A 22,461-nucleotide genomic window follows, 5' to 3' on the forward strand; every position below is an offset into this window, starting at 1 on the left:
GCGCGCATTATGCTTAAAACAGGACTGTGATCAGGGCAATGGACAAGATGGCGATCTGGAGAGCAGCGGTACTGGCGTCCGTGTTTACGGCGGTGGGGCTGGGGCAGCTGTTCGTGTACAGCGACGCGCATGCCCGGCAGGAGAGCGACAAGGCCGTTGAAGAACGGGAGCAGGCTGCCGGGGCCGAAACTCGCTCGCCACGCCTCAGGTTCCGCTCCGGCGGGCCGGCGTGCATGTGTCTGAGCGGGCTGAGCGAAGCGGATATCCAGGCTGCGCAGAGCAGGCAGGAGGGTGGTGCCGAAAAGCTGGAGTCCATTATCCAGGATTGATGAATTAATCAGGAGGAGGAAGCGATGATGTTGTTGAAAAGAATGTGGAGCGGCCTGTTGCGGCAGATGCGGTTGCTGACGGTGCTTTCGGGGGTCGCCATTGCAGGCGGGGCGGCATGGTCATATCTGAACGATGCCGTGCTCGATTCGGACGTCGGGTCGATGGCGAAATCCGGCGCCGAGGCGGATGCCCCGACATCGGTCTGGGGCAACCAGGTCCTCGAGGAGATTCACAAGCACGTCGCAGCAGGGGTTCCGATCCGGGTCGCCAACGCCTGCGGCCTGGGAGCCTCCTCCTGCTTCAAGTGCCACAACGGTAAGCGCGCTGAAAAGCCCGGTGAAGATCCTGAGCAGGATCCCTGGCACGTGCATCACCAGAAGGTCAACGGTTCCTGCGCCGGCTGCCATCAGGGCAACCCCAGGCTGATGAAGCAGTCCATCGCGCACCGGGGGCTGGTCGCCAATCCCGCCTCCAAGCCGGAATCCACCTGCTTCAGCTGCCATGGATCGGATGAGACGAATCTGGTCGATGTGTATCGGAAGCTTACAGACGCGACGGGGGAGTAAGAAGATGAAAACGATCAATTTCAAGTTTCGCCGGATCCGTCAGGGAGCGCTTCCGCTCGCCGTAATGATGGCGGCGGCATCCGGTGCGCAGGCCGGTCCCACCATTACCTATGGTGAGCAGGGATTCGTGACCCTGAATTACTCAGTGCAGATGTGGGGGCAGTATCAGGATTACACCTCAAATACGGATTCCGGTGAGACAACCGATCTGTTTCTGCGCCGCAACCGCATCACGCTCTCCGGTCAATACAATGACTATGTCGGCTTCTATGCTCAGCTCGAGGCCGGTAACGACAGCAAGGAAGGCGTCAACGACAAGAACGTATTCTACCGCGACGCCTACCTGACCTTCGATTGGTCCGACAGCCTGCGCTTCATCGCGGGTCGGTTCAAGAACACCTTCACCCGCGAGAACCTCGAGGCCTGCCTCGAGCCGCTGACGCTGGATCGCGCAGAAAGGCTCGCTTACACGCCCTTCGGCGGCACCCGTGACACGGGTGTTGCCATGTGGGGCAACCTGGCGGACGCCCAGTTCCAGTATCGCGTAATGGTGTCGGACGGCCGCGAGGGTGATGAAGTGGTTGAGGACTCGCCCCGGCTGACCGCACGTGCCCACTGGACCTTCTGGGATCCGGAATACGATTACGGCTACCGCGGCACCTACCTGGGCACACGCAAGGTCCTGACCATAGGTGCGGCCTACGACATGCAGAATGACGTTGCCTATGCCGACTATCCGAGCCGGACGGGCGCGAGTGACTATGAAGCCTGGACCGTGGATGCGTTCATGGAGTACCCCACGACTCAGGGTACTGTGACGGCATCAGCCGCCTACATGGATTTCAGTACGGATGATGCGATAAACGGGAATCCCGACCCGGCACTGCCGCCCACCAGTGAACTGGATGGTTACTATGCCAAGGCAGGCTATCTGCTGCCGAACAAGGTCGGGGTCGGCCGGCTTCAGTTCTTCGCCCGCTACGAGGATCTGGATTACGGTGTCGATACCGGTTACTACAGCAATACCTGGAAGAGTGTTGGTGCGAACTATTACATCAACGGTCAGCAGCTCAAGGTGACCTTCGAGTATGCCAACGTTGATTACGACCGTGAGCATCCGACCCTCCAGTCGCTGCGCGACCATGACCAGGTCACGCTGGGTCTGCAGCTGATCTTCTGATAAAATAATATGGAATCGGTGTTGCCGCCAGGGACAGGCGGCATCCCGGCCAGAATCTGAATCAGCGCCGGCCGTGAGCGAGGCCGATAACGGGTGTGGACTGTGGCGATTTCTACTGCGGTGGATCGAGGCCGTAACGGTCGCGACCCGAACGAGTCGCGAATGCGGGTGGATTGCGCCCTGGGGATGCTCATCAGCGCGGTAGGCGTGGTGGTTGCCCTCATTCTCGTCTTTTATTCCCATAGACTCGGTGATCTTCCGGGTTTTCTTTTCCTGCTTCCGATGCTGCTGCTTCTGGCAGTACTGGTTTTCTTCATGTACCGGATGATCCGGTATCGACAGGTGCTCGGGGTCATGCATTCGGGAATGCACGACGCCCAGGATGGAATACTGTCGCCGGTTGATGTGGGTCGTGTGCGCGATCCTTATCTCAAGCGCCTCATTTCCGATTACAACTCCATGATGACCAGCCTTCGGCGTGTATTCTCCACGGTTGAGGAGTGTCAGAACCGTTTTCTGGCCGAGCGTAATCGTATCAACGCCGTACTGCAGAGCCTGCCGGGTGCGCTGCTGAGCGTGGACGACAATCTGTGCATCAATGCAGTGAATTCCCAGGCGGAGGCAATGTTCGGTGCCTCGGAGGAGGAACTGGTTGGCCGCAGTTTGTTCGACTTGCTGAGACTGTCAGAGTCTGACAGGAATCTTCTGCGTGATGCCTTTTTATACAAGCGCCATGTCAGTAATCAGGAAATCAATATTCTGCTAAAGGGAGAGAGGCGCTATATTTCGCTTAATCTTTCCTTCATCACCCAGACGGATCCCGATATGGGAGCGGTTATTACTCTGCAGGATATCAGCGACTACAAGCGGCTGCAGGAGAACGTTTACAATCAGGAAAAACTCGTTGCCATGGGCGAGTTGGCAGCCGGTGTTGCGCATGAGTTGAACACGCCGCTTGGCAGTATCGTGGGGTATGCGCAGCTGCTACGCGATGCCATGGGTGAAGATCGCAAAACGTATGAATGGACACGCATTATCTGCGATGAGGCGCGCCGCTGTTCCAGGATCATCGATGATCTTCTTCACTATGCGCGCAGCCGGGATGAGTGCAACAACGATGTCTGCGAAATAAACGACCTGGTGCGCGTCGTCAGCGAGACCTTCGTCAGTTGCAGGATGAAACGGTACAATATCGATGTCAGATTGAATCTCCCCGAGGGTGAGATCAAGGTCGAGGGTGGCTGCGGCCAGCTCGAGATCGTTCTCGTCAACCTGATGTCGAACTCCATCCAGGCACTGGCGGGACAGGACGATGCCGTAATCAACATTAAAACCGAGCTGAGCGGCGACAACCGCGTACGTCTGCTCGTTGAAGACAATGGGCCCGGTATACCGGAAGAGGTAAGGAATCGGATTTTCGATCCCTTTTTCACCACCAAGGACGTGGGCAGCGGCTCCGGTCTGGGGCTTGCGATCTGCCAGGCGATGCTCAACCGGCGCGGGGCGTCGATATGGTATGACGCCAGCTACAAGGATGGAGCTCGCTTCATTGTTGAGCTCCCACGTGTTTTGAATGAGGCAGTTACATGAGCGCCACTGCGGCTGAGACGAATGATCGCGAACCGGCTGATCGTCCGGTTGTCCTTGTCTGTGAGGACGATGTGGCGATGCGCGAACTGGTGGCCAGCGTGATATCCCGGCTCGACGTCGATGTGGTTCAGGCTGACAGTTCACAGCATGCCCTGGATTATCTCGAAAACAACGATGTGGCGCTGCTCGTCACCGACCTGAAGATGCCGGGTGTGGATGGAATGCAGCTGCTGAAGTTCGCACGCTCCCACAATCCCATGACGCAGGTTGCGATCATTACCGGCTACGCGTCCGTGGAATCAGCCATTGATGCCCTGAAATCCGGGGCGTTCGATTACATCAAGAAACCCTTCGATAACGATGAGCTGTTCTGCGTGGTCGAGCGCGCGCTGGAGCACTATCAGCTCCGGCGCGAAAACCATGAGCTGCGCGAGCAGAACCGCCTGATCCGCGGGCAAGGCGAGGGCTTTGTCGGGCGCTCCCAGTCGGTTGCCCGCATGCGCAAGCTGATTGATGCGGCGGCCGAATTCGACTGTACCGTGTTGATCACCGGCGAGAGCGGCTGCGGCAAGGAGCTGGTTGCGCGCCAGATACACGAACAAAGTGACCGCAGTGACAAGAGTTTTGTTGCGATCAACTGCGCCGCCATTCCTGAAAATATCATTGAAAGCGAGTTGTTCGGCTATGTGCGTGGCGCCTTTACCGGCGCCGAGCGCAACAAGGCCGGTCTGTTCGAGGCGGCTGATGGCGGGACACTGTTTCTCGACGAGATCAACAATGCTTCGTTGTCCCTGCAGGCCAAGCTGCTGCGTGTGCTGCAGGATGGCGCATTCTATCGAATGGGCGATAACTCGCCTCGCAGCGTGAACGTCAGGGTACTCGCGGCCAGCAATCGTTCCATACAGGACCTGATATCCCGGGGTGAATTCCGCGAAGACCTGTATTACCGGCTCAAGGTGATCGAGATCCATATCCCTGCCCTGCGCGAGCGCAGGGATGATATTCCCCTGCTGGTGAATCATCTTGTCGCCTATCTCTCGGCCCGTCTGGGAAAACGCGTGCGCGGTGTCAGCACCCGGGTGCTGGGTGCCTTCATGCGCTACGAGTGGCCCGGTAATGTAAGAGAGCTGGAGAACATGCTGGAACGCATGATCATCCTGGCCGAGGGGGATGTCATTGATGTCGACCTGTTGCCGCCCGAAATTACCGAATCCCGCGAGCAGGTCGGCAAGGCGCTGGATTACATGGCGCCGCAGAGCCTGGAAGAGATCGAGGCCTATTTCATCAAGAAGACGCTGCGTGAGACCGGCGGCGACCGCGGCCTGACGGCGGAGATTCTCGGGATTGACAAATCCACCCTGTGGCGCAAGATCAAGCGCTACCAGCTCAATGACAAGGAATAATCATGAACAAACCTGACATGCGCCACCTCAGGCTGTTGATCAGCGGATCTCTTCTGGCATGCATGCTGGTCCAGCCGGCGCTTGCAGAGACGGCGGATGAACGGCTGGAACGGTTGGAACGCGAGGTCAGGGAGCTGCGCGAGCTGCTGCAGGAGCAGAGCGAGACCGCGGCCGAAGCAGCCGAACGCCGGGAGGCGGCGCCGCAGGCGGAGCAGCGTCACAGCTATGGCCAGCCCGTTAGCACAGCCCGGCGGGGCGCCATGATGCGCTACTACATCAGCGGCGAGGCGCTGGGAAGTCAGCCGCCCGCTGCCGTGGAGGCGACTGTGGCCGGCCGCGTGGCCGAAACCCATGCGATTTCCTTCGACCCCGTCGAGCACGACGTCGCGGGTGCAGGTCCGTTCTCCGGTTACCATGACCCGGCAGCCTATCCCTATGCAGCGGTCGAACTCGTTGGCGAACTGCCGATCGCGGAGCCGGGTGAATATGAATTCGTCATCTATCCCAAGCCGGCCCGCCAGGGCGGTTCCAACATTTCCACCCGTATGAGTGCCTGGCTGAGCGTGAATGATGAGCCGGTGCTCGAGTTCAGGGATCAGCCCAGTTGGGCCGGCCAGCGTGGAATGGTGCGGCTCGAGCGGGGGGTGCACCGCATCCGGCTCTGGGCCGTGGCAGCCTCGGATGGCTTCGGGCCCAGCCCGACGGAGAGTCTGCTGCTGCTCGAATACAAGGGGCCGGCTGATGCGTCACCGCGGCCGCTGGATGACCTGCGTCTGAGACCCGGTGACTGAGCCGGCCGTCGGCTGACTCGCAGCCGGGTTAGATCCCGTCGAAGAAATCCACCTGCCCGGTTTCCAGGTCGTATTCCGCACCCACGACCATCAGGCCGTCATGTGCAATCAGATCCTCCAGGATGGCCGAGCCGTGGCGCAGGTGATCGGCCGAGGCACGCACGTTGGCCCGGGTGGCTGCCTCGACCAGAGCGCCGGGGTCACGGCCGGCACCTGACTCGACCAGGCTCTCCACGGCGGGACGGATGCGGTTGACGATGGAGCGGATGTTGGCCGAATGGCTGCCCGGGTGCTGCAGATCATCCAGCGTGGCCTGGATGGCGCCGCACTGGGTGTGGCCCAGCACCACCACCAGGCGGGTGCCGAACTCGGTGGCGGCGAATTCCACGCTGCCGACCTGCGAGGGTGCGACGATGTTGCCTGCCACCCGGATCACGAACAGATCCCCCAGGCCTTGATCGAACACCATTTCCGCCGGCGCGCGGGAATCGGAACAGCCCAGGATGATGGCGAAGGGCTGCTGGCGCGCGCCTGCGAGCTGGCCGCGCTGGGTCTGGCTGAGCAGATTGTCCAGGCTGCGCACATTGCTGGCAAAGCGTTCGTTGCCGTCCCGGAGCCGCTGCAGGGCCTGCTGGGCATCAATCATGTTCGAAAAATATCCCGATAAACATAGATTAACGATTATAGGCCAGCGAAGAACGCAAAAAAACCACTCCGGTGCGGATCGCTCCTTCGGGTGCCTGTCGCGGGCATGAAAATAAAAGCGAAATAACGATAGCTTTATGGACGGGCATGGCCTATAGTGGGTTCAGCGACAGATATCGATATTGGCAGTTTCAGCAGTTCCCACCGGTTACTTCTCGAATCCCCTTTCCATACCTGTACGCGAAAACCCTCATTATTTGATTTGAAAAAGGTATATTTAACATGGCTACAGGTACTGTAAAGTGGTTCAACGAAGCCAAGGGCTTTGGTTTCATCTCCCAGGACGACGGCGGCGCGGACGTATTCGTGCATTTCAGCGCCATCCAGGGTAACGGTTTCAAGACCCTGAACGAGGCACAGGCCGTCAGCTTTGACCTGGAGAACGGCCCCAAGGGCCCCCAGGCAAGCAATGTTGTCCCCCAGTAAGCACGACGCATGACGGCAGGTGCCGGGCGCCAGGCGGCGTCCCGCACCCGCAGTGAAACACCGGGCCGGTGCTTCTCCCCCCAGTAATGGGGGGTCGGGAGCCCGGCCTTTTTGCTTGGCATTGATCAGGCGGATCCGACGATTCGGACAGAGGCTTATGAAAACACTCTTTATAGGAAACATCGCGCCCCAGGCCACGGAAAACGACATCATGAACCTGTTCGTGGAGTTCGGCACCGTGCGCAAGCTGGAGATGCCGCGTGACATCTTCACCGGCAAGTGCCGCGGCTTCGCCTTCATCGATATGGAAGGCCACGAGGCCCGTGCCGCCATGGCCGCGCTCGACGGCAAGACCTTCATGGAAAACAGCCTGAAGGTAAGGGATGAGAACCCGAAGAAGAAGGGCGGCCGGGGCGGACGCCGGCGCTGAGCGGCGTCAGGCCGCGCTATCCTGCGCACCCTTGATGAAACGGAAGTAGCTGAATTTCTGCTCTCCGCCGGCCGGGGTGAGATGCGCCTCGTGGCGTGTCTCCACCAGTTCGAAGCCCGGCCCCAGTTCGGCGAGCAGCCTGTCCGCATCATACTGTATGATATCCAGGCCGCTGCATTTCTCCGGTCCGCCGATGGCGAAGGCGGCGATGATGAGCTGCCCGCCCGGCGGCAGCGCCCGATGCAGCACCTCGACATAACGTACCCGGTCCACTTTTCCGGTGAGAAAGTGAAACACCGCCCGGTCGTGCCAGAGCGCATAGTTGCATGACGGAGAGAATGCCGTGATGTCGGCTTCGATCCAGTCGATATGCTCAGCCGCCATCCCCAGGCGCCGACGGGCGCAGGCCAGCGCCTGAGTGGAGATATCCAGCACCGACAGGTTCGTATAACCTGCTGCCTGCAGCCGGTCCACCAGCACCGAAGCACCGCCGCCGACGTCGATGATCGGCGCATCATGCGCAATCCCGCTGTGCCGGATCAGTTCCAGCGACAGCGCCGGCTCCTGCTGATACCAGCTCACCTCCAGCGGCGACTTGTCGCGGTAGATGGCCTCCCAGTGTGACTTTCTGTCAGTCATGCATGACACGCTGCAGGAAACCGGGTGGAATGACCTTGACCGATATCAAGGGCTATAGTGCCGCGGGAGGCCGGCCCTGGTCAGAATCCCGGGCTAGTACTCTTTCAAGGTGATATTGACGGGTTCGACCAGGTCCTGCTCGGCGGGATGGTTGCGTGCCACCACGGCGCGTGCCGGCTCGGTCGGACTCATATTGACCGCCTCGTGGGGGACCCCGGGCGGCACGAACAGAAAATCGCCGGCCAGGCTGACGACCTCATGCTCGAGCGATTCACCCCAGCGGGTGCGGACGCTGCCCTCGAGGACGTAGATGCCGGTCTCGTAACCCACGTGAATGTGCGGCTCAGCGCGTGCGCCCGGCGGGATGACCACGACATGCATGGACAGGCCCGTCGCGCCGACGGTATCGCCCGAGATGCCAACGAAATAGGGCAACTGCTGTTTCGTCATGACCTCCTGATCCGGGCGGATGGACTTAACGCCGGGTGTTTCATGACTCATCGTTACCCTCCAGCCAGAGCCTGATTCCTCACTGCAGACTGCGCGTTTCTCCCCATATCTCTTCCAGTCGCTGATCCCGGCCGCAATTCCATCGATAGAATTTATATCTGAGCGGGCTCTTCCTGTAGAAATCCTGGTGATGGCTTTCCTCACCTTTGATCGGGTGGAAAGTGGATGCGGACAGGATCGGGGTGACCACCTTTCTGTCCGGGAATCGCTCCATCACTTTCTGTCTTGATGCCTCGGCCAGTTTTTTCTGCTGATCGTCGGCAACAAAGATGGCGCTCAGGTAGCTGGGGCCCTTGTCGCAGAACTGGCCTCTGTCATCGAACGGATCGATGTTGGTCCAGAAATGGTAGAGCAGGTCCCGGTAGGATACGATTCCGGGATCGTAGACAACCTTTACCGCTTCGTAATGACCCTCATGGTTGCCGTTGTAGGTCGGGTTCCTGAGTGTCCCGCCGGTGAAGCCGCTGATGACTTCGCTTACACCCTCGACCTTTTCGAAATCGGCTTCCATGCACCAGAAACATCCACCTGCAAAGACGGCGGTTTCGGCGCGCAGGGCGGTGCTTAGACAAAGCATCAGAAGGATCAGGGGTGAATGGAGTGATATTTTCATCTGGTATGACGCTGGGTTTTGACGCCGCCCATCAGTCGCGCCGCTTTCTGATATACCTCACTATAATTGACATCCATCATGCTGCTTCGTTTGCCGCCTGACCCCCTGTCAAGGGAGGTGTTCTGTTGAGCAGAGGCCTATTCGCACTCCAGGTCGTGGATGTGCAGGCCTTCGTCGAGAAAGTCGGCCAGCAGGGGATGGGCGATGAGGTATTCGGCGGTGGCCTCGTTCCACTGGTCGGCTGCCTCCTGCAGGACGTCGTCCCATTCCTCCAGCGAGTAGTCGCCGCGGCCGAGCCAGAGCAGGGCGACGATCTGCTGCTGCTGGTCGGGGTCCAGGTCCTCGATGATGGACTTGAATTCCTGGAAGGTGGTGTCGCCGGTGTGATCGGCGAGCATCTGCACGGCCCAGTCGCCACTGGGGCTGTCCGGCACCTCGGGGATGACCACGGCCTCCTGGCCATGAAACTCATGGGCCAGCTCAATCAGGCGGCAGACGGTTTCGGGGTTGATTTCAAGCATGGTGGTCCCGGTTGGTGTGTTGTTGTCGAGGACGACGGACCGGTCGGGCCCGCCTGTATGACGTTAGTCACTGCGCCGGGGATTGGCAAGTGGCCGCGGCCGGCGCAGGCGTTACAATAGGGACGATGGATATTCTGTATCTGCTCATACCCCTGGCGCTGGTGCTGCTGGTCATCGCCATCGGCGCCTTCATCTGGGCCTCCCGCTCCGGCCAGTTCGACGACCTGGAGGGGCCGGCCCACCGTATCCTGATGGATGACGATGATCCGCGCATCCCGGGGCACAAGCCGCCGGATGCCGGGACGGAGGACGAGGCGGCGGCGTCGGACTTGAAGCAGAAGCGGGATTAAATATAAGATTCCGCTAATATTTTGACGGTTATTGGAGCGGAGGCGCGGCATGTTTACCTTCCAGAATTTCCCCATGGTCATCGTCATCGCGCTGATCGTGATGGCCTACCTGAGCTTTTTCTCGGTGCTGCTGGCCGGCTGACGTCCGGGCGCAGGCACGAAAAAAAACGGCCCCGATCGGGGCCGTTTCTGTTTTGGGGGCGACACTCCTGCTCAGGCGGCGATGGCCGACTTGAGCTTCTTGATCGCGTTGGCTTCCAGCTGGCGGATGCGCTCGGCGGAGACACCGTAGCGGTCGGCCAGCTCATGCAGGGTGGCCTTCTGGTCGGCCAGCCAGCGCTGGGCCAGGATATCGCGGCTGCGTTCGTCCAGATCGCCCAGGGCCTGGTACAGGGCCTGGTTGTTGTGGTCATCCCAGTCGGCATCTTCCAGCTGCATGGCCGGGTCCATGTTCGGGTCGCTCAGGTAGGCCGCCGGTGCGAAGCTGCGACTGTCCTCGTCGCTGTCGTCGGCGCTCAGGTCGAAGCCGACGTCCTGACCGGACATGCGCGACTCCATCTCGCGGACGACTTCCGGCTTCACGCCCAGGTCCTCGGCCACGGCCCGGACCTCCTTCTCGGTGAACCAGCCCAGGCGTTTCTTGCTTGAGCGCAGGTTGAAGAACAGCTTGCGCTGGGCCTTGGTGGTGGCCACCTTGACGATGCGCCAGTTGCGCAGGATGAATTCATGGATCTCGGCACGGACCCAGTGCACGGCAAAGGAAACCAGCCGCACGCCGACCGTCGGGTCGAAGCGCTTGACCGCCTTCATCAGGCCGATGTTGCCCTCCTGGATCAGGTCACCCAGGGGCAGGCCGTAACCGCTGTAGGTGCGGGCCACGTGCACGACAAAGCGCAGGTGCGACAGCACCAGCCGGCGGGCGGCTTCCAGATCGCCGTCCTCGCGCAGGCGCACGGCGAGCCCGTGCTCCTCCTCGGCGCTGAGCATCGGGATGCTGTTGACCTGCTGGATGTAGCCGGCCAGGTCACCTCTGGCGAGCGTGAGCTGGTGTTCCGGCTGTACTGCAACCATCGCATGGGTCATATTCGGACTTCCTCCACTTCGGTATTGATTCCGAGTCTAGCACTCGAATACTTGGAGTGCCAATTCCCAGGCAAAGTTCCGGATTTCCTGAAATATTTATTAAATCAGGCGCATACGCGGTTGCGTCCGGAATCCTTGGCGGCGTAGAGGGCGCGGTCGGCCAGATCCAGCAGGGCGGTGAGGTCAGCCTCGGGGCAGGTTTCGGTGGAGGCCACGCCGACGCTGACGGTGATGACCTGGCCGACCGGCCTGAGGGCCTCGATCCCCGCCCGCAGTTCCTCGGCCCGCGCCTGGGCGTCGGCCAGGCGGCAGCGGGGCAGCAGGATGGCGAATTCCTCGCCACCGAAGCGGGCCACCAGGGTCCCCTCGCGGACCGATTCATTGAGCAGGCGGCCGACCTGTTCCAGTACCTGGTCCCCGGTGAGATGGCCGTGGCTGTCATTGAGCCGCTTGAAGTGGTCGATGTCCAGCAGCAGGGCGGCGACCGGCTGGTTGCGCCGGTCCTCCATGAACTGCTCGCCCTGGTGCAGCAGGTAGCACTTGTTGCGCACGCCGGTGAGGCTGTCGGTGGTGGCCAGCAGGCGCATCTCCTCGGCCTGCACCTTCAGGGCGGTGAACTGCTGCTTGATCAGCAGCAGCGAGCGGATACGTGCCAGTAGTATCTCCTCGACAATGGGTTTCTGCACGAAATCGTTGGCCCCGGCATGGAACACCTCCACCTGACGCTCCGGGCTCTCGGCGGTGGTGAGCACCAGCACCGGCATCTCCTGCTGGGTGAAGCGGAACTTGGAGCGGATGGCATGCAGCAGGTCGCCGCCGGTCATCGCGCCCTTGAGGAAGAAATCGGTCATGACGATGTCGAAGCCGGCATCGGCCTCGGGTCCGCCCGGCGCGGTGCGCTGCAGCAGTTCGATGGCCTCCTCGGCGGTGGTGGTGTGCACGACCTGCAGGCCGTGGTGTTCCAGCAGCTTCAGGGTATGGCGGGCGGTGGTGGGGCTGTCCTCGACATAGAGTACCCGCCCGACCAGGCCGGGGTTGCGCTGGGTGAACTCCTTGATGAATTCCACGAAGGCCTGATAGCCGAGCGACTTGTCGAAATAGTCGGTCACCCCGGCGGCGAAGCCTTCCTGCAGCAGGCGCTCGTTGGCATCGCCCGAGACCACCACCACCGGCGTGTGGTGATGGGTGGCATGGGCGCGCACCTGGCGGCAGAAATCCAGCCCGTCCATGTCCGGCAGCAGCAGCGCGGTGGTGATCAGATCATACTGCTGCTCTTCCAGACGGTCCCGGGCCTCGCTGCCGCTGCCGCACAGGGTGAGCTGTGCCTGCGGCATCTCCTCGTCCAGGATGCGCGAAATGATGGTGCGCGTGACCTCGGAGCCGTCGATCACGAGGATGCGGGTCAGTTTGCGGAACATTGTCGAGCTGCGTCCCTGTCAGCCGGCGGATAGCGGGTTCATGCCGGGAATAGCGGCCGCGGGGCGGGGATATTGAGGTCGCGCCAGGCGTGATGTTGCCTGCATATTGAGTTAACAGACTGTTTTTATTATTTTTAGTGGGCTTAGCTGAATGCGCTGAAAGCTAACTCGGCTCGATCTCGCGCAGGTGCCGGCCCACCGCCAGCCCCGAGCCGAGCCAGCCGAGCAGGGCGCCGGCCAGCAGCAGGTTCAGGCTGTCGACGAACCCCAGCGGCTGCAGCAGGAAGCTGCTGTCGTACAGCCCGGCCAGCCGGGCCACCGGACCCCGCAGCAGCAGGAAGGCCAGCTGGACCAGCAGCCAGGCCAGCAGTGCGCCGCCGACCCCGTACCAGAAGCCGGTGTAGAGGAAGGGCCGGCGGATGAAGGCGTCGGTGCCGCCGATCAGCTTGGTGACCTCGATCTCCTCGCGCCGGTTCTGGATGTCCAGACGAATGGTGTTGCCCACGATCAGCAGGACCGCCAGGCCCAGCAGCGCGCCCACTACCAGCACCCCACGCCGGCCGATCTCCATCAGGGCGGCGAAGCGCTGTACCCACTGCAGATCAAGCTGGGCCAGCTCGGCACCCTCCAGGGCCTGCAGGCGCTGGAGCAGGCTCTCGGCGCCGGCCGGGGTGAGATCGCTCTTCACCGGCTCGACCACCAGCACGCTGGGCAGGGGGTTGGTCTCCAGCGCGTCGAGGACCTCGCCGAAGCCGGAATGTTCGCGGAATTCGGCCAGGGCCTCGGCGCGGGAGATGTAGCGCACCTCATCGATCTCCGGCCAGCCGCGCAGCTCCCCTGCCAGCGCCTGGCCGGCTTCGGCCTCCAGCTCCTGATTCAGGAACACCGATATGCTGGCGGTACCCTCCCAGCTCAGGCTCAGTCGCTGCAGGTTGTCGAGCAGGGTCAGCAGGCCGCTGGGCAGGGCCAGGGCGATGCCGATCACTGCCGCGGTCATCAGGCTGGCCGCCGGTTGATGGGTCAGCCGGCCCAGGCTCTCCAGCAGCACCTGCAGGTGGCGCGCGGCATAGACACGCGGGCTGGCCAGCCGCGGCCAGCGCAGCTGCGGCCAGGCCGGCCAGCGCCAGCCACCGCGCGGCTTGCGGTTGCGGGGCGGTGGTGCGGGCCGGCGTACCGCCGCCCCGCGCTTGCGGGACCGGCGCCCGATCACGGGGCCGCCCCGCGGGCATAGCCGGCGGCCTGCAACCGGCCGGCCTTGAGGATCAGGATGGGGTGGTTCATCCGCGAGATCAGGTCGATGTCGTGGGTGGCGATCAGCACCGTCACCCCGACCTGGTTGAACTGCTCGAACAGCTGCATGATCTCGCGCGACAGCTCCGGGTCCAGGTTGCCGGTGGGTTCGTCGGCCAGCAGCAGGGGCGGGCGGTTGACCACGGCCCGGGCGATACCGACCCGCTGCTGCTCGCCGCCGGACAGGGGGTGGGGGTAGGCCCGCTCGTGCTTGAGCAGGCCGACCTTGTCGAGCGCGGCGCGCACCCGGCGGCCGATCTCGCGGTGGTCGTGCCCGGCGATGATCAGCGGCAGGGCGACGTTGTCGAACACGGTGCGGTCGAACAGCAGCTGGTGGTTCTGGAAGATGATGCCCACCTTGCGCCGTACGAAGGGGATCTGGCGCCGCGTGACCCGGTTCAGGTTCTGGCCGTCGATGAGAATGTTGCCCGAGGTCGGGCGCTCGATCAGCGAGACCAGCTTGAGCAGGGTGCTCTTGCCGGCGCCGGAGTGCCCGGTGAGGAAGGTCAGCTGGCCGGCGGGCACGTGCAGGGACAGGCCGCGCAGGGCATCAAAGCCGCCGGGATAGCGCTTGCTGACGTTGTCGAATCGGATCATGGAATCGGATCGTGTCCGTGTCGCCGGTCTCGATGCCGGTTGTTACTGCCTCGTCATTGCGAGGAGCGAAGCGACGCGGCAATCTTTTGAAGCCATTCTGCCATGTTGACAGATTGCCGCGTCGCTTCGCTCCTCGCAATGACGGTATATTTTGTCAGCTGGGCCCTTTGTTCTATCTGAGAGTACAGCTCAGGCCGCCTCGCTGTCGTCGGAGCCTTCCCCGAACAGGGCGGCGACGAACTCCCCGGCCTCGAACGGGCGCAGGTCCTCGATGCCCTCGCCCACGCCGATGAAGCGGATGGGCACGCCCAGGCGCTTGGCGATGGCGAAGATGATGCCGCCCTTGGCGGTGCCGTCGAGTTTGGTGAGGGTCAGTCCGGTCACGCCGACGGCCTCGTGGAACTGCTGGGCCTGGTTCAATGCGTTCTGGCCGGTGCCGGCGTCGACCACCAGCATCACCTCATGCGGCGCCCCGGGGTCGAGCTTGGCCAGCACCCGCTTGACCTTCTTCAGCTCTTCCATGAGGTTGGACTGGGTGTGCAGGCGTCCGGCGGTGTCGGCGATGAGTACGTCGGCCCCCCGTGCGCGGGCCGACTGCAGGGCGTCGAAGATGACCGCGGCGCTGTCGGCGCCGTGCTGCTGGGCGACGACCGGGATGGCATTGCGTTCGCCCCAGACCTGCAGCTGCTCGACCGCGGCGGCCCGGAAGGTGTCGCCGGCGGCCAGCATCACGCTGCGGCCCTCGTCCTGCAGGCGTCGCGCCAGCTTGCCGATGGTGGTGGTCTTGCCCACGCCGTTCACGCCCACCATCAGGATCACGTAGGGGGTGTCGCCGTGCGGGATCGCGAGCGGCACGCTGACCGGCTCCAGGATGGCGGCCATGTCCTCGCGCAGGGCGGTGAGCAGGGCGTCGGCGTCGGTGAGCTGCTTGCGCGCCACGCGCCGGGTCAGATCCTGGATGATGGTCTGGGTCGCCTCCACGCCCACGTCGGCCACCAGCAGCTGGGTCTCCAGCTCCTCCAGCAGTTCGTCGTCGATCTGCCGGCGTACCGAGATGATATCGCGCACGTCGGTGTTGAGGACGTTGCGGGTCTTTGCCAGACCCGAGCGCAGGCGGGCGAACAGGCCGGGTCTGGCCGGTTTGTCAGCCGCCGCGGCCCCGGGCGCCGGAGCGGCGGCTTCCGGTGCGGATTTGTCCGCGTCCTGGGCGGGTTTTTTGCGTCCGAAACCAAATACCATGGAGATTGTCATTAGCCATATTGGAGTGACCGGCTTATCCTACCACCCGACAACGACCAAGGTAAGCGAGTCCATTATGAAGATTGCATTCCTCTTGCGGCAACTGGCGCTGGCCATGGCGCTGCTCGCTGCCGCGCCGGCCTGGGCCGAATCCGGCCAGGTGCATGAATACAGCCTGGACAACGGCATGCGCGTGATCGTCAAGGAGGATCACCGCGCCCCGGTGGTGGTCTCCCAGGTATGGTACCGGATCGGCGCCAGCTACGAGCGGGCCGGCATCACCGGCATCTCGCACGTGCTCGAGCATATGATGTTCAAGGGCACGGAAAAGCACGGCCCCGGCGAGTTCTCGCGCATCATTGCCGAGAATGGCGGGCGCGAGAACGCCTTCACCAGCCGCGATTACACGGCCTATTTCCAGCAGCTGGAAAAGAGCCGGCTGCCGGTGGCCCTGGAGCTGGAGGCCGACCGTATGCGTAACCTGCTGCTGCCGGAGGAGGAATTTCTCAAGGAGGTGCGGGTGGTGATGGAGGAGCGCCGGCTGCGTACCGAGGACAAGCCCGAGGCGCTGACCTTCGAGCAATTCAATGCCACGGCCTTTCTCAACAGCCCCTACCGCAATCCCGTCATTGGCTGGATGACCGATCTGGAAAGCCTGAACATCGACGACCTGGAGGACTGGTATCGGCGCTGGTACGCGCCCAACAACGCCATCCTGGTGGTGGTGGGCGATGTCGACCCCGATGCCGTGGCCGGGCTGGCGGCGGAGCATTTCGGCCCGCTCAAGGCCGAGGAGGTCGCGCCACCCAAGCCGCGTACCGAGGTCGAACAGAAAGGGGTGCGCCGGATCCAGGTGCAGGCCCCGGCCGAGGTCCCTTATCTTCTGTTAGGGTACAAGGTGCCGGTACTGCTCACGGCCGAGGAATCGTGGGAGACCTACGCACTGGAGGTGCTGGCCGGTATCCTCGACGGCGGTCAGAGCGCGCGCCTGTCCCGCGTCCTGGTGCGTGACAGGCAGTTGGTGGCCGAGGCCGGCGCCGGTTATGACCTGCATAACCGTCAGCAGACCCTGTTCCTGCTCGACGCCACCCCGGCCGAGGGCGTGGACATCGACACCGTCGAGCAGGCCCTGCGTGGCCAGATCCGGCGCCTGCGCAGTGAACCGGTCTCCGCGGCAGAGCTGGAACGGGTCAAGGCACAGGTGGTGGCCGACCGCGTGTATCAGGACGATTCCATTTTCTATCAGGCGATGAAGATCGGCATGCTCGAGTCGGTCGGGCTGGACTGGCGCGTGGGCGAGGAATACGTCGAGCGCATCCAGGCCGTCACCGCGGAACAACTGCAGGCGGTGGCGCGCAAGTATCTCATCGAGGAGCGCCTGACCGTTGCCCGGCTCGACCCACAGCCCATGGATGCCGAGGCCCGTGCCCGGGCCCGGGCCGCGCAGAGGGGCGGCGGTCATGGACACTAGGATCACGACACAAGGTCGAATCATGCGTAAATACTGTTTTCTTCTTCTGGGGCTGTGGGCGGTACTGCCTGCACAGGCGATGGAGCCCATCCAGCACTGGGTCACGGACAAGGGCGCGCGGGTCTATTTCGTGCCGGCGCCGGAGCTGCCCATGGTCGATATCCGGGTGGTGTTCGATGCCGGCAGCGCCCGCGATGGTGGCCATCCGGGCCTGGCCCGGCTGACCAATGCCCTCCTCGATCAGGGCGCCGGCGACCTGGATGCCGATGCCATCGCCGAACGGCTGGAATCCGTCGGCGCCCGGCTGCAGACGGGGTCGCGGCGCGACATGGCCTGGGTGGCCCTGCGCAGTCTGAGCAGTGAACAGCACCTGCAGCCGGCCGTGGAGGCCTATCGCAAGGTGATCGCCACGCCGCAATTCAGCGAGGGGGTTTTCGAGCGCGAACGCCGGCGCGCCCTGGTCGGCCTGCAGCAGGCGCAGCAGCAGCCCGGAGAGGTGGCCTCGCGGGCCTTTCATACCGAGCTGTATGGTGACCACCCCTACGCCACGCCGAGCGAAGGTACGCCCGAGAGCGTGCAGGCGCTGCAGCCCGGACAGCTGCGGGCGTTCCATCGTCAGTACTATGTGGCGCGTAATGCCGTGATCGCCATCGTGGGTGATCTGAACCGCGCCCGGGCCGAACAACTGGCAGCGAGCGTGAGCGCGGACCTGCCCGCGGGCGAGCCGGCGCCGGAACTGCCTGTGGTCGAGGACCTGACGGCGGCGCAGACGCAGCGCATCGATCATCCCTCCTCGCAGAGCCACATCCTGATGGGCCAGCCCGGCATGCGCCGCGGTGACGAGGATTATTTCGCCCTGTATGTCGGCAACTATGTGCTGGGCGGCGGCGGGCTGGTCTCGCGCATCAGCGAGGAGGTGCGTGAGAAGCGTGGCCTGTCCTATTCGGCCTACAGCTATTTCATGCCCATGGCCAGGCCGGGGCCCTTCATCCTCGGCCTGCAGACCCGGAACGAACAGGTGGACGAGGCCCTGCAGGTGCTGCGGGACACCCTGAACACATTCGTCGAGCAAGGGCCCACCGAGGACGAGATGGAGGCGGCACGCAAGCACATCACCGGCGGTTTTCCGCTGCGCATCGACAGCAACAGCGAGATCCTCGAATACATCGCCATGATCGGTTTCTATGGCCTGCCGCTGGACTATCTCCAGCGCTTCAACGACCGGGTCGCGGCAGTGACGCGTGACGATGTCCGCGACGCCTTCCAGCGCCGGGTGCGGCCGCAGCGGATGGTGACCGTGATCGTGGGCGAGCGCCCCTCCGAGTAGTGGCTTACAAAAATTATCGGCACAGGCTTACAGGTTAATGGGTGAAATGCCATTGTCCGGGGGGAATCGGCCCCTATAATCCCGTGTTTCCGGCTTCATGGATGGGGCCGGTGACAAGCATAAATACACTTTGCAGGATGGAGGACATGCCATGGACGGCAGACAATCTTATCGGCGCGCCCTGCGCGCCTCTTTGTTCCTACTCGGTATCGCGGCCGCTCCGGCGCACTCCGCGGTACTGCTCTCCGAGGTCTTCTACGATGCCTCCGGCGGCGACGCCGGACAGGTGTTCGTGGAGCTGTATGGTTCCACCGGACTCGATCTCGCAGGCTACGAGCTGCGCGGCATCAACGGCAGCGGGGGTGATACCTACAAGACGGTCGCGCTCAGTGGCCTGATCCCCGCCGACGGTGTGTTCGTGGTCGCGGACGACGACGGCGGCAGCACGGCAGTGCCCGATGCCGACCTGCTGGCCGATGTGGACTTCCAGAACGGGCCGGATTCCATCGAGCTGTGGGATGGCGGCATGGTGATCGATGCCCTGGGCTATGGCGACTTCACCAGCGCCGTGTTCGCCGGTCAGGGCGATCCGGCTCCGGATGTCTCCGCCGGCCAGAGCCTGGCCCGGGTGAGCGTGACCGGCAGCAACCTGGCCGACTTCATGGTGCTGGACACCCCCACGCCCGGGAGTACCGCCGTCAGTGCCGTGCCGGTGCCGGCAGCGGTGTATCTGATGGGCTCGGGTCTGGCCCTGCTGGGCAGCCGGCTGCGACGGTGTACCTGACCGCCGCGTCTGCATTGACCCCGTCTCCGTGCGCCGGGATGATGTTCCGGCTTCCAGGCACGGGGACTGGGGGCAGGCAAGGCCACGGACTTGATGCCGGGTCGGCCGCAGGGAGGCGGCCGTCAAGCCTGCAGGGACCCGTTGATGGCGTTCCGGCATCAAGTCCGTGGCCTTGCCGGCCTGATAACGTGTCCTGGGCAGTTCATGAGCGGTCGGGTATCCCGTAACAGGATGTCCGGCTGCTGCTTACTATCGGTCTCATTAGTAGATCAACGAACGGAAAGTCATGGCCGGGCGAAACCAGTTGCGGATCATCGGGGGCGAGTGGCGCGGGCGGCGGCTGCAGGTCGTCAACCAACCCGGTCTGCGTCCCACACCGGACCGGGTCCGCGAGACCCTGTTCAACTGGCTGGCGCCGGTGATTGCCGGCAGCCGCTGCCTGGACCTGTTCGCCGGCAGCGGTGCGCTGGGGCTGGAAGGCGCTTCGCGCGGCGCGTCCCGGGTCACCCTGGTGGAGAAGGCGGGCGCGGCGGCCCGGCAGCTGCATGCCAACATCGAGCTGCTGCGGGCCGGCGACCGGCTGGAACTGGTGCAGACGGATGCCCTGCGCTTCCTGGCGCAGCCGCCGGCCGCGCCCTATGACATCGTGTTCCTGGATCCGCCCTTCGGCCGGGACTGGCTGGCGCGCTGTCTGCCGCCGCTGGCCGGCCCGGGCTGGCTGACGCCCGGGGCATACATCTATATAGAAGCTGAGCAGGCCCTGAAACCGCAGGCGCTGGAGGCGTTGCTGCCGGCCGGCTGGACCCTGCTGCGCAGCCGGCAGTCAGGCGAGGTGGGGTATCATCTGGCCGCCGGTTTGCAGACCGCCCCGCAGGCGTCATAATCCGTCCATGAATGTCACAGCGGTCTACCCCGGCACCTTCGATCCCATCACCAACGGCCACACCGACCTGGTGGAGCGGGCGGCCCGCCTGTTCGACCGGGTTATCCTGGCCATCGCGGCCAGCCCGGCCAAGCAGCCGGCCTTCGACCTGGACCAGCGCACCGGGCTGGCCGGCGAGGCCCTGGCGCATCTGCCCAATGTCGAGGTGTGCAGTTTCGATGGCCTGCTGGTCGAGTTCGTGCGCGCACAGGGCGCGCAGGTGATCCTGCGCGGCCTGCGGGCGGTGTCGGATTTCGAGTACGAGTTCCAGCTTGCCGGCATGAATCGCCATCTGGCGGCGGAGATCGAGACCCTGTTCCTGACCCCGGCCGAGCAGTACGCCTATGTCTCTTCCAGCCTGGTGCGGGAGGTCGCCGCGCTGGGCGGGGATATCTCGCCCTTTGTCCACGAAAAAGTTGTGGCTGCACTCAAGGCGCGGCTCGGTTAGTATTAAGAGTATCTAATATTCTCTTCCCGCGCCCGGCGCGGCAGCACTGAACGGAGACGGTCATGGCCCTGCTGATCACCGATGAATGCATCAATTGCGACGTCTGCGAGCCCGAATGTCCCAACGGCGCCATCTACCAGGGCGAGGAGATCTATGAGATCAATCCCGATCTCTGCACCGAGTGCGTCGGCCACTATGACGTCTCCCAGTGCGTCGAAGTCTGCCCGGTGGACTGCATTATCATCGACCCGGACAACGAGGAAACCAGGGAACAACTCCAGGCCAAGTACGAAAAGATCACCAGCGAATCCGCCTGACCCGGCCGGCCCTTTCTGCCTGCAACACCGACGAAATCCTTAACACTCTGCGCGTGCTCCGCCAGGGTTTTTCTATCTGATTGAAGTTAAAATAAAAACCCTGATTTTTCAGCGACCGATTCTGATCGGCATCTGTCGGAATATCTGGCAATTGCCTGTAGGCCTTCCATCGACCATATTTGTAACACATTGTTATAAATATAGTTTTTCAGGATGGTATCAATCCTGCTTGAAACAGCCCCAAAACCATAATTCAAGCGGCCCGCCCCACGGGGCTCAGTGCAGAGGGGTTACAGCATGTATAAGAAATCACGCGCGCTCGCAAAGCGTCTTCGTTCCGTCCTGTTCGCCGCCGCTGCCGTGCTGGTGGCCGGGCTCATCGGCATCGCCACGCCGGCCGCCGCGAGCACCCCGGACGGGGAAACGCCCGCCAATGAAGGTGTCTGCGACGAGCTGCAGGGTGCCACGCCCGGCCTGTATGGACTGTGTGTCGCCTACTGCGAGGCGCAGGATCTGGATTCGGTCAACAGCGGCAAGATGCCCAACGAAAAGATTCTGGCGAATTATCGCAAGAAAATGCGTGACGGCGATCCGGACATGCCCTGTGTGCAGGCTCCGTGCCCCTGCTGGAGCGCGGAAGAGTTGGCATCAATGTCTGCTGACGGGTTGGCGACAGCCTGCACCCAGACGACCAATTCAATTGAACTTATCGATAACTCGCCGCTGTTTCATCGTGCCGCAGCGGATGTGAATCGGAATACCTGTACCTACATCAATCTGAACGTTTCACCGGCAAGAGTGACAGCGCAGCCGGTCACGGAAGATGAAGCCCAGGCTTGTTTTGGGGCGATAGAGCAGGTCTGTAACAGTCTGGGGCTGTAAGCCAGAAAACAAATAATTTCGGGGGAGAGTCATGAATATTCGAAGCGTACCTGCAAGGCTGTTTGGAGTTTTGCTGCTGATGCTTGGTGCTGGTAGCGCCAATGCCGCTCTGATCGGGTTTACCCTTGAAGGGACGGTTGCCTCGGCTGCACCGGCCAACCCTTTCGGACTTTCGGTCAATGACATCATTACTGCAAGCGGTGTCTACGATGATACGACTATCGATATCAATGGCGATATCGATTTCAGTACCGGAACGAACAACATGGAAATTCAGGTGGGTTCCTATAACTTCACTGATGCCGATGATGCCCTCGGAGGCGGGACCATGACGCTCAGCGGGGGCAGCTTTGTCGGTTTGTCCTACCTCGCCGGAACCCTGCCAGGATTCAATTCCACTGTTTCCACTTTTGCCAGTCTTGATGGGACTATCGGCGGAAGCTGGGACGTAAACAGTTTCCAGACCACTGTCGTCCCAGTGCCGGCCGCAGTCTGGCTGTTCGGCTCCGGTCTGCTGGGCCTGGTCGGGATCGCACGGCGCCGGCACTGAGCGACGAAAAGTCTGCTCCTCCTTTACGAGGCGGCCATTCGGCCGCCTTGTTTTTTGCGGCATTCGTCTTATCGTAGCC

27 protein-coding genes are annotated in these 22,461 nt (G+C 62.7%); 17 read left to right on the top strand and 10 right to left on the bottom strand.

Going from position 1 to position 22,461, the window contains the following annotated elements:
• The first annotated feature begins 47 nt into the window (after positions 1-47).
• From D6C00_RS09335 to D6C00_RS09360, 6 genes are all read left to right on the top strand, one after another.
• A complete protein-coding gene (locus tag D6C00_RS09335) occupies positions 48-329 on the top strand; it encodes a hypothetical protein (protein WP_158675378.1) in 282 nt (93 codons plus the stop codon).
• A gap of 24 nt (positions 330-353) precedes the next feature.
• Positions 354-896, top strand: coding sequence for a hypothetical protein (locus tag D6C00_RS09340; RefSeq protein ID WP_125181475.1), 543 nt, complete (start codon positions 354-356; stop codon positions 894-896).
• A 4-nt stretch (positions 897-900) separates the two neighbouring features.
• Positions 901-2,076 carry a selenite/tellurite reduction operon porin ExtI gene (gene extI, locus D6C00_RS09345; protein ID WP_125181476.1) on the top strand — a complete coding sequence of 392 codons (1,176 nt, stop codon included), beginning with the start codon at positions 901-903 and terminating at the stop codon, positions 2,074-2,076.
• Positions 2,077-2,178: 102 nt separating this feature from the next.
• On the top strand, positions 2,179-3,666 hold the full coding sequence (locus D6C00_RS09350) for a two-component system sensor histidine kinase NtrB (protein ID WP_125181477.1): 1,488 nt from the start codon (positions 2,179-2,181) through the stop codon (positions 3,664-3,666).
• Entirely contained in the window at positions 3,663-5,069 is a 1,407-nt protein-coding gene (locus D6C00_RS09355) for a sigma-54-dependent transcriptional regulator (protein WP_125181478.1), read from the top strand. Before D6C00_RS09350 ends, D6C00_RS09355 begins: the two co-directional genes overlap by 4 nt.
• Positions 5,070-5,071: 2 nt before the next feature.
• On the top strand, positions 5,072-5,860 hold the full coding sequence (locus tag D6C00_RS09360) for a hypothetical protein (RefSeq protein WP_125181479.1): 789 nt from the start codon (positions 5,072-5,074) through the stop codon (positions 5,858-5,860).
• Between the two features lie 28 nt (positions 5,861-5,888).
• Here D6C00_RS09360 and D6C00_RS09365 read toward each other — a convergent pair whose 3' ends face one another.
• Positions 5,889-6,506, bottom strand: a complete 618-nt coding sequence (locus D6C00_RS09365; RefSeq protein ID WP_125181480.1) for a carbonic anhydrase — start codon at positions 6,504-6,506, stop codon at positions 5,889-5,891.
• A 281-nt stretch (positions 6,507-6,787) separates the two neighbouring features.
• Here D6C00_RS09365 and D6C00_RS09370 point away from each other — a divergent pair, with 281 nt between their 5' ends.
• On the top strand, positions 6,788-6,991 hold the full coding sequence (locus tag D6C00_RS09370) for a cold-shock protein (protein ID WP_125181481.1): 204 nt from the start codon (positions 6,788-6,790) through the stop codon (positions 6,989-6,991).
• Between the two features lie 157 nt (positions 6,992-7,148).
• Positions 7,149-7,421 carry an RNA recognition motif domain-containing protein gene (locus D6C00_RS09375; RefSeq protein WP_125181482.1) on the top strand — a complete coding sequence of 91 codons (273 nt, stop codon included), beginning with the start codon at positions 7,149-7,151 and terminating at the stop codon, positions 7,419-7,421.
• 6 nt (positions 7,422-7,427) lie between these two features.
• Here D6C00_RS09375 and D6C00_RS09380 read toward each other — a convergent pair whose 3' ends face one another.
• The 4 genes from D6C00_RS09380 to D6C00_RS09395 form a co-directional block, all read right to left on the bottom strand.
• Positions 7,428-8,060: a class I SAM-dependent methyltransferase gene (locus D6C00_RS09380; protein ID WP_125181483.1), complete on the bottom strand. Its 633-nt coding sequence runs from the start codon at positions 8,058-8,060 to the stop codon at positions 7,428-7,430.
• Between the two features lie 93 nt (positions 8,061-8,153).
• Entirely contained in the window at positions 8,154-8,561 is a 408-nt protein-coding gene (locus D6C00_RS09385) for a cupin domain-containing protein (protein ID WP_125181484.1), read from the bottom strand.
• Between the two features lie 28 nt (positions 8,562-8,589).
• Positions 8,590-9,183, bottom strand: a complete 594-nt coding sequence (gene msrA, locus D6C00_RS09390; RefSeq protein ID WP_125181485.1) for a peptide-methionine (S)-S-oxide reductase MsrA — start codon at positions 9,181-9,183, stop codon at positions 8,590-8,592.
• A gap of 137 nt (positions 9,184-9,320) precedes the next feature.
• Positions 9,321-9,704 carry a DUF3775 domain-containing protein gene (locus D6C00_RS09395; RefSeq protein ID WP_125181486.1) on the bottom strand — a complete coding sequence of 128 codons (384 nt, stop codon included), beginning with the start codon at positions 9,702-9,704 and terminating at the stop codon, positions 9,321-9,323.
• Between the two features lie 125 nt (positions 9,705-9,829).
• Between D6C00_RS09395 and ccoS the strand changes: the two genes are divergently transcribed.
• The gene (ccoS, locus tag D6C00_RS09400; RefSeq protein ID WP_125181487.1) at positions 9,830-10,054 is read left to right on the top strand and encodes a cbb3-type cytochrome oxidase assembly protein CcoS; all 225 of its coding nucleotides are present in this window, start codon (positions 9,830-9,832) and stop codon (positions 10,052-10,054) included.
• A 213-nt stretch (positions 10,055-10,267) separates the two neighbouring features.
• On the opposite strand, the gene rpoH is transcribed toward ccoS, so the two are convergent.
• The 5 genes from rpoH to ftsY all read right to left on the bottom strand — a co-directional run bounded on the left by rpoH (position 10,268) and on the right by ftsY (position 15,681).
• Entirely contained in the window at positions 10,268-11,137 is an 870-nt protein-coding gene (gene rpoH / locus D6C00_RS09405) for an RNA polymerase sigma factor RpoH (RefSeq protein WP_206609540.1), read from the bottom strand.
• 104 nt (positions 11,138-11,241) lie between these two features.
• Positions 11,242-12,555, bottom strand: a complete 1,314-nt coding sequence (locus D6C00_RS09410) for a diguanylate cyclase (protein ID WP_125181488.1) — start codon at positions 12,553-12,555, stop codon at positions 11,242-11,244.
• A 163-nt stretch (positions 12,556-12,718) separates the two neighbouring features.
• Complete coding sequence (gene ftsX, locus D6C00_RS09415) at positions 12,719-13,765, bottom strand: permease-like cell division protein FtsX (RefSeq protein ID WP_241546842.1); 1,047 nt, start codon at positions 13,763-13,765, stop codon at positions 12,719-12,721.
• The gene (gene ftsE / locus D6C00_RS09420; protein WP_125181489.1) at positions 13,762-14,442 is read right to left on the bottom strand and encodes a cell division ATP-binding protein FtsE; all 681 of its coding nucleotides are present in this window, start codon (positions 14,440-14,442) and stop codon (positions 13,762-13,764) included. Before ftsE ends, ftsX begins: the two co-directional genes overlap by 4 nt.
• A gap of 189 nt (positions 14,443-14,631) precedes the next feature.
• Entirely contained in the window at positions 14,632-15,681 is a 1,050-nt protein-coding gene (ftsY, locus tag D6C00_RS09425; RefSeq protein ID WP_125181490.1) for a signal recognition particle-docking protein FtsY, read from the bottom strand.
• 76 nt (positions 15,682-15,757) lie between these two features.
• Here ftsY and D6C00_RS09430 point away from each other — a divergent pair, with 76 nt between their 5' ends.
• From D6C00_RS09430 to D6C00_RS15760, 8 genes are all read left to right on the top strand, one after another.
• Positions 15,758-17,152 (top strand): M16 family metallopeptidase, encoded by a 1,395-nt coding sequence (locus D6C00_RS09430; protein ID WP_125181491.1) that lies wholly within the window; start codon positions 15,758-15,760, stop codon positions 17,150-17,152.
• Positions 17,153-17,174: 22 nt separating this feature from the next.
• Positions 17,175-18,479, top strand: coding sequence for a M16 family metallopeptidase (locus D6C00_RS09435; RefSeq protein WP_125181492.1), 1,305 nt, complete (start codon positions 17,175-17,177; stop codon positions 18,477-18,479).
• Between the two features lie 151 nt (positions 18,480-18,630).
• A complete protein-coding gene (locus D6C00_RS09440) occupies positions 18,631-19,263 on the top strand; it encodes a lamin tail domain-containing protein (RefSeq protein WP_158675379.1) in 633 nt (210 codons plus the stop codon).
• A gap of 268 nt (positions 19,264-19,531) precedes the next feature.
• The gene (gene rsmD / locus D6C00_RS09445) at positions 19,532-20,146 is read left to right on the top strand and encodes a 16S rRNA (guanine(966)-N(2))-methyltransferase RsmD (protein ID WP_399361244.1); all 615 of its coding nucleotides are present in this window, start codon (positions 19,532-19,534) and stop codon (positions 20,144-20,146) included.
• A gap of 7 nt (positions 20,147-20,153) precedes the next feature.
• Positions 20,154-20,633 carry a pantetheine-phosphate adenylyltransferase gene (gene coaD / locus D6C00_RS09450; protein ID WP_125181495.1) on the top strand — a complete coding sequence of 160 codons (480 nt, stop codon included), beginning with the start codon at positions 20,154-20,156 and terminating at the stop codon, positions 20,631-20,633.
• 62 nt (positions 20,634-20,695) lie between these two features.
• Positions 20,696-20,950, top strand: a complete 255-nt coding sequence (locus tag D6C00_RS09455) for a YfhL family 4Fe-4S dicluster ferredoxin (RefSeq protein ID WP_125181496.1) — start codon at positions 20,696-20,698, stop codon at positions 20,948-20,950.
• 297 nt (positions 20,951-21,247) lie between these two features.
• The gene (locus D6C00_RS09460; protein WP_125181497.1) at positions 21,248-21,832 is read left to right on the top strand and encodes a hypothetical protein; all 585 of its coding nucleotides are present in this window, start codon (positions 21,248-21,250) and stop codon (positions 21,830-21,832) included.
• A gap of 31 nt (positions 21,833-21,863) precedes the next feature.
• Positions 21,864-22,382, top strand: a complete 519-nt coding sequence (locus tag D6C00_RS15760) for a VPLPA-CTERM sorting domain-containing protein (protein ID WP_206609541.1) — start codon at positions 21,864-21,866, stop codon at positions 22,380-22,382.
• Positions 22,383-22,461: the final 79 nt, after the last annotated feature.

This window comes from Thiohalobacter thiocyanaticus, from assembly GCF_003932505.1.
GTDB lineage: Bacteria > Pseudomonadota > Gammaproteobacteria > Thiohalobacterales > Thiohalobacteraceae > Thiohalobacter > Thiohalobacter thiocyanaticus.

Excerpts from the sequence above, each read along its gene's own strand:
- D6C00_RS09335 (WP_158675378.1), top strand. The coding sequence starts at position 48 with ATGGCGATCTGGAGAGCAGCGGTACTGGCGTCCGTGTTTACGGCGGTG.
- D6C00_RS09340 (WP_125181475.1), top strand. The coding sequence starts at position 354 with ATGATGTTGTTGAAAAGAATGTGGAGCGGCCTGTTGCGGCAGATGCGG.
- extI (WP_125181476.1), top strand. The coding sequence starts at position 901 with ATGAAAACGATCAATTTCAAGTTTCGCCGGATCCGTCAGGGAGCGCTT.
- D6C00_RS09355 (WP_125181478.1), top strand. The coding sequence starts at position 3,663 with ATGAGCGCCACTGCGGCTGAGACGAATGATCGCGAACCGGCTGATCGT.
- D6C00_RS09360 (WP_125181479.1), top strand. The coding sequence starts at position 5,072 with ATGAACAAACCTGACATGCGCCACCTCAGGCTGTTGATCAGCGGATCT.
- D6C00_RS09365 (WP_125181480.1), bottom strand. The coding sequence starts at position 6,506 with ATGATTGATGCCCAGCAGGCCCTGCAGCGGCTCCGGGACGGCAACGAA.
- D6C00_RS09370 (WP_125181481.1), top strand. The coding sequence starts at position 6,788 with ATGGCTACAGGTACTGTAAAGTGGTTCAACGAAGCCAAGGGCTTTGGT.
- D6C00_RS09375 (WP_125181482.1), top strand. The coding sequence starts at position 7,149 with ATGAAAACACTCTTTATAGGAAACATCGCGCCCCAGGCCACGGAAAAC.
- D6C00_RS09380 (WP_125181483.1), bottom strand. The coding sequence starts at position 8,060 with ATGACTGACAGAAAGTCACACTGGGAGGCCATCTACCGCGACAAGTCG.
- D6C00_RS09385 (WP_125181484.1), bottom strand. The coding sequence starts at position 8,561 with ATGAGTCATGAAACACCCGGCGTTAAGTCCATCCGCCCGGATCAGGAG.
- msrA (WP_125181485.1), bottom strand. The coding sequence starts at position 9,183 with ATGAAAATATCACTCCATTCACCCCTGATCCTTCTGATGCTTTGTCTA.
- D6C00_RS09395 (WP_125181486.1), bottom strand. The coding sequence starts at position 9,704 with ATGCTTGAAATCAACCCCGAAACCGTCTGCCGCCTGATTGAGCTGGCC.
- ccoS (WP_125181487.1), top strand. The coding sequence starts at position 9,830 with ATGGATATTCTGTATCTGCTCATACCCCTGGCGCTGGTGCTGCTGGTC.
- rpoH (WP_206609540.1), bottom strand. The coding sequence starts at position 11,137 with ATGACCCATGCGATGGTTGCAGTACAGCCGGAACACCAGCTCACGCTC.
- D6C00_RS09410 (WP_125181488.1), bottom strand. The coding sequence starts at position 12,555 with ATGTTCCGCAAACTGACCCGCATCCTCGTGATCGACGGCTCCGAGGTC.
- ftsE (WP_125181489.1), bottom strand. The coding sequence starts at position 14,442 with ATGATCCGATTCGACAACGTCAGCAAGCGCTATCCCGGCGGCTTTGAT.
- ftsY (WP_125181490.1), bottom strand. The coding sequence starts at position 15,681 with ATGGTATTTGGTTTCGGACGCAAAAAACCCGCCCAGGACGCGGACAAA.
- D6C00_RS09430 (WP_125181491.1), top strand. The coding sequence starts at position 15,758 with ATGAAGATTGCATTCCTCTTGCGGCAACTGGCGCTGGCCATGGCGCTG.
- D6C00_RS09435 (WP_125181492.1), top strand. The coding sequence starts at position 17,175 with ATGCGTAAATACTGTTTTCTTCTTCTGGGGCTGTGGGCGGTACTGCCT.
- D6C00_RS09440 (WP_158675379.1), top strand. The coding sequence starts at position 18,631 with ATGGACGGCAGACAATCTTATCGGCGCGCCCTGCGCGCCTCTTTGTTC.
- coaD (WP_125181495.1), top strand. The coding sequence starts at position 20,154 with ATGAATGTCACAGCGGTCTACCCCGGCACCTTCGATCCCATCACCAAC.
- D6C00_RS09455 (WP_125181496.1), top strand. The coding sequence starts at position 20,696 with ATGGCCCTGCTGATCACCGATGAATGCATCAATTGCGACGTCTGCGAG.
- D6C00_RS09460 (WP_125181497.1), top strand. The coding sequence starts at position 21,248 with ATGTATAAGAAATCACGCGCGCTCGCAAAGCGTCTTCGTTCCGTCCTG.
- D6C00_RS15760 (WP_206609541.1), top strand. The coding sequence starts at position 21,864 with ATGAATATTCGAAGCGTACCTGCAAGGCTGTTTGGAGTTTTGCTGCTG.